The sequence below is a fragment of the Gammaproteobacteria bacterium genome, from assembly GCA_027296625.1.
Classification (GTDB): Bacteria; Pseudomonadota; Gammaproteobacteria; order JAKEHO01; family JAKEHO01; genus JAKEHO01.
In genome coordinates this window covers 1-4,841 of record JAPUIX010000141.1, presented here as the reverse complement: position 1 = coordinate 4,841, position 4,841 = coordinate 1, and the positions used below count along the sequence as shown (strand labels likewise).

Annotated in this window: 4 protein-coding genes and 1 pseudogene; 1 reads left to right on the top strand and 4 read right to left on the bottom strand. The window is 53.9% G+C overall.

The genetic code is table 11. The features are described 5' to 3' along the window. A partial coding sequence (locus tag O6944_08105; protein ID MCZ6719093.1) for a polysaccharide deacetylase family protein occupies positions 1 to 682 on the top strand: 682 nt, incomplete at its 5' end. Positions 683 to 807: 125 nt separating this feature from the next. Here O6944_08105 and O6944_08100 read toward each other — a convergent pair. The 4 genes and pseudogenes from O6944_08100 to O6944_08085 form a co-directional block, all read right to left on the bottom strand. Next, a pseudogene (locus O6944_08100) lies at positions 808 to 930 on the bottom strand (IS5/IS1182 family transposase). 242 nt (positions 931 to 1,172) lie between these two features. Next, a complete protein-coding gene (locus O6944_08095) occupies positions 1,173 to 1,814 on the bottom strand; it encodes a hypothetical protein (protein ID MCZ6719092.1) in 642 nt (213 codons plus the stop codon). Between the two features lie 421 nt (positions 1,815 to 2,235). Beyond that, positions 2,236 to 3,171, bottom strand: coding sequence for a lysophospholipid acyltransferase family protein (locus tag O6944_08090; protein ID MCZ6719091.1), 936 nt, complete (start codon positions 3,169 to 3,171; stop codon positions 2,236 to 2,238). Between the two features lie 196 nt (positions 3,172 to 3,367). Then, a complete protein-coding gene (locus tag O6944_08085) occupies positions 3,368 to 4,513 on the bottom strand; it encodes a GNAT family N-acetyltransferase (protein MCZ6719090.1) in 1,146 nt (381 codons plus the stop codon). Positions 4,514 to 4,841: the final 328 nt, after the last annotated feature.

The following is a 4,841-nucleotide window of genomic DNA, read 5'->3' as shown; positions in this document are numbered from 1 at the left end:
AGAGCGCTTGCTTTTATGGTGGTACGGGCTCAGCGCCGTGGTCGAACAAGCCGATATGGTGAGTTACCCCATAAATGGGGTCCTGCGATCGTTTCCAGCCTCCAGCGATGGGCAGAAACTCGTGGCCTATAACCACCTGGACTCCATGATGCGGGCCGCTACCACTGCCGAACGATCTCGCATGATCAAATATCTTGAGAGGGAGTACACCGTCGATTTTGCATCCCTATCGAAGGGCCAGGCGCTGACCTGGCAGATGGTCGAGGAATTGGGGCAAAGCGACCTCGTCGAAATCGGGGCGCATACGGTCAGTCATCCGACCTTGAGCACGCTCACGGTTCGTAGTGCGCGGAAGGAGATGGAAGTAGGCCGCAGTATCCTTGAGGCGCACCTGGCTCAGCCGATTAAGCACTTGGCCTACCCTTTCGGCAAAGCATCCGAGGCTGGGGAACGCGAATTTGCGATCTGCCGCGAACTCGGCTTCGCCTCGGCAACGACAACGCGGTTTGGCTGCCTGTTCCCGCACCACCGGGACACCCCGCACAGCCTGCCGCGAATCGCGGTCATCGAGGATCCCCTGATTGCCAGCTATGCCGTGACGAGATTGAGCGCCCATTTGAGCGGCATGACAACTGTTGTGAAATCGGCATTGCGTGCTTTAGGCGGGCGCGAGCGGGAATGACTGGACGTCGTTGTGGAGGGGCGCGCCGATATCGCGTCGTGCCCGTGCAGGATTTCCGGCCTTACGACCGACTCCAATCCCAAATACTGAACCCCGACCCCTATCCCTCTTTTGTCCGGCTCGGCACGCAGCCAATTGTTGTCGAAGGTTTTGTCGGCACCGACAGCGTCGAAGTCCATGTCCTCGATCAGAGGCTCGACGCCAACGCTGTCGTGACGCTGGCCCGGCAGAAGCATGAAGCGCGGCAGCTTGATGAGGACTCGATCCACCGACACCAACATAGCCAGCGGCCATATGCCGCGTGCAACAGGCCGTATACATGAATGAACCTGACTTGATCGCCAGAGCGCTGTCAAAATCCCTTGCCCAACGGGGGCTGTCCACACAAGAATCGCAATCCCAGCCAGATGTGAATCCGCCCTCGATTCAAAGGCAGAGAATTTTGCCCTGATCGTTGTCGACTGAGACGCGGTCCTTGTTCGCGGGACGATCAGTCGTGTTTGATCGAAAGCATCAATTTCAAATAGTGTCGAAAGGAGTACAGGAATTTTGCCGCATATAGGGGCGTTAAAAAGACCACCAATAGCTCGCGGTAGAAATAATCCTGCCCAAAAAGCTCTAGTGGGGCAACGAACGCGTCCAACAAGCAGGCGATCACGATAAGATGGAGCCACCCCGGGAAGCCAACGAGTTCGTTCAAGAATAGTGCAAAATCGGACGGTCGGAATGCCCTATTTTCTGGTTTCTTGCTCACAGAAAAAGCTTTAAGTTTCGCAAGCGCTTCCCGCACATCGGATGTCTTAGCTTCCTCAATGACAATTAGAGTCGCTGGCTCGTTTCCGGGGCCGAACATAAAAAAGCAAAGCATGAACGAAAGAACCGAGTAAATTTGGTTCCCCGTAGCATTTGCAACGGCCCAACCGATTGCGAACATCGTAATGATCGACACCTTATGCGCAAACAGGTCAAGAAAATGCCCAACGCGGCTATTGGCTTTCCCCCGACGCCGCATTTCAAAGCGCGCCGTTTCTCCGTCCACATGGTCGAGGAAAGAAAACACTTCTATGCCGATCGCGCCCAAGATGAGAGAAATCGGGGAATTGTCGAACAGTAGAATTGCCGATACTGCCACGCATATCAGGCTAAACGAGACTATGAATACGGAGGGAATACGAAGATTTACAAAGAGCCAAGTAGCGTAGATCGAAAATGGGCGCCAAAGTAGTCTGTCTGACAACCAAGCCCCAGAAAAACCTAGGGCGGCATATTCTTTAACCTCCGATAGCCGAAAATATTCCATGTTTCCAATATGAAGATGGCAGAATAAGCTTGATAGAATCGGGCAACTTCGAACAGATACTCCACACCTGGTCCAGGTTAATCAATACCAGCTTTCCATAACTGAAACAATCGATTTCCCATGAACCGAGATCATGGCCGAGACCGAGGCGCGGATAAAGGACGACCCGTCCTTCCGCCCGCTCGCCGAGTGGCGCAAGGATTTCGAGGACTTGCTTGGCCGACTCCGCGCCACCGGCAAGACTAGGTCAACCTTACGCCACAAACACACAACTCAACAGTACGCGCTGATCTGCGTGTTCACGGTAGAGGTGCTCTAGGCGCGAGGCATATTCGTTGGCGACAACAGAAATGCCACCCACGGCGATCGCCTTTGATCCGGTTGAGAGGGGCGGGCCGATGATAACTTCAAAGCCGTTGTCACCGGAGCGGATGGTAAAGACCGGAATCAGCGGTGCTCCATGTCGCAGCGAGAGAGAGATAGGGCCCGTGGCGAGTTTCATCTTCGCGTTGAAGAAAGGAACTTCAACTGTCTTGACGGCTTCGTCACCCACCGCGATCGAGACCACGCGATTGTCTCTGAGCCTGGACCGCAGGGTTCGCATTGCACCAATCGTGGATTCGCTTCGTATGGTTATGCGTTCGGAGAGGTAACGATTCTCGATCCGCGTCCAAAGGCGATTAAGGACACGGATACCGAACCGGCTCGCCGAGAACCCGTGAGTCGGGCGGGTCAAGTGATGGGGCGGGAAGCCAATTTCCGCCAGAGCCTTTTTGGCGACCAGATCAGAGAACGGCATGCTTTGAACCCAAACAATAACACCGTTGCCTTGGCTCAAGGCGTCGGCCAGATGCTCGCGACCAATTACGAGAAGCTTGGGGTGCCACCCACCCCATCGGTACTCGCGAAAGCACTGCATGATCGCCTCGTGCGATACAAACGAAGCTCTAAGTACAGCTTGCTTTGCGCGTGGATCGTCAGCACTGATGCCGAATGCGCGCGCGAACTGTTTGACGCGGTCGCCGTAAGTCTTGGATTTCAGTCTGCGCGCGATCCAAGCAGCGCTAACCGTAACCCATTTCCAAGTTCGTTCGGGAAGAACCCATGCTGAAACGAACAGGAGCGGCAATACAACGAGGTACCAGACGTCACGTTGCGTAACGATACGGCTGTTCCGATCGCGGTCCATCGCTGTTTGCCGCGATGCCCCCTTGCAATCCGTCCCTCCTACCATAAACCATTCGCCTCTAGGAACGCACTTGAACGGAACGGTTTCGTCCGGGATACCAGGTACGCGTGGGCATGAACGAAACGAATTACGAGTAGATCCGACACTGTCCCGGCTCGTCGGATATGTTGGAACGCGGCCGCACGGTCCCGCCAACTTAACTTTGCAGCACATTGCAAATTACTTGCTGGATCCCTTTGGGTAATTTCCAGTAAAACGTTTTTAGTCCCTCGCGAACGGGGGAGCCAAACCATGCAACATAAATCCCGCCCAGAATTGTACAAGATATGAGGTAACCACTCACCCGGACACTGCTTTTCGCCCAATTTTGCTTGTTACGAGTAACGTTCATTCTAAAATCAAAAATCCTAATTTGATTTTCGAACGACCATTTCAAACATTCCTCCATCAGTATCCTGCCCGGTGAGTAGGATTGCCACGCCGAATCGTAGGTCGTCACTACGGCTTCCAGGCGACCTTTGAACAGAAATCCCAGCAAGACAGCTATGATCGTGCCATCAACGCATAACCTGGCGAGATACAAGTTCCCAGATGAATGAGAGTCCATAGCCACGGACTGAAGGAAAGCATAGTGCTCCCTATGCTGGAACCAATGTTTTTTGATTCCCCTCTGGTCGAGGAAGGCCGTCTTATGGATGAGTAGCCAGCGTAGGGTTTCACGGACGTCCACTGTGGTTTCAGCGATCTCAAATGCAACACTTCCGCGCTCGGCGAGTCGCCGCCGTTGTCTCATTTGATCCTTGCGAAATTTGCTGCTCAGAGATTTGAAATAACTGGCCCAGTTCGTCCAAGAATCGCAGGCCACGAATAGGGCACGCGAATATATTTTATGGGCACTTGCTGAACCTTCCAACAATGGGGCGATAGGCGAGTCTTCCCGCACGTAGCGAAAGTCGATCACGTCGATACCGGAGCCATAGGTAATGATCTTCCATGCCGCATGGAGCCATTCAAGCGCTTCTGGACCGGTTTCAACCAAAACGTCCGGACATTCAGTCAAATCCGACGATAACCATCTGAGCATCCGCCAAGCAAAGTGGCTATGTACGACGACCGGCCATATCAATACCGCGCGTCCGTCGCATCGCCCTACGATGACGTGCAGCTCATAATTTTTCTTGCTCAGGACGCATTCCCACCCGCGCCACAGCCAGCCGAATGTCTGGTTGTAACGATGGCCTGGCACCCGCGCACAGAGATCCTTCCATTCAGGCTCTAGGGCCTTTAGGGCTTGTGTCTCGTTTATGATCTCGATTTTCATTCGTTTTGCCGGTCGCTTCACTACGATCTCATCTGTTTGGGAGGTACACAGCATAGCAAAATGTCGTGCCGCCTAGTACCCCGATTTCGATGTAATTTGGCCGCGCCATCTACGTTATTCGGAGAAGCCGGGAAGATAGCCCTCGGCCAGCTCGGCCGGTTAGCCCACTTTGGAACGTCCGCTTAGGGCCAGGAAGCCGACATTCCGGTGCCCGCTCTAGACCCCCATTCTTGGGGGGTACGGTAAACACTGGTTTTCGGTACAGGCAGTGGCTTGTACGGAAACCATATCTTTTTCGTATACCCCCTCAGACCTTGATCCCTCAGGTCCGAAAATCAGCCTGAATCAC

What these genes read in the sequence shown, in the direction of transcription:
- O6944_08090 (MCZ6719091.1), bottom strand. Translation starts at nt 3,171, where the DNA reads ATGGACCGCGATCGGAACAGCCGTATCGTTACGCAACGTGACGTCTGG.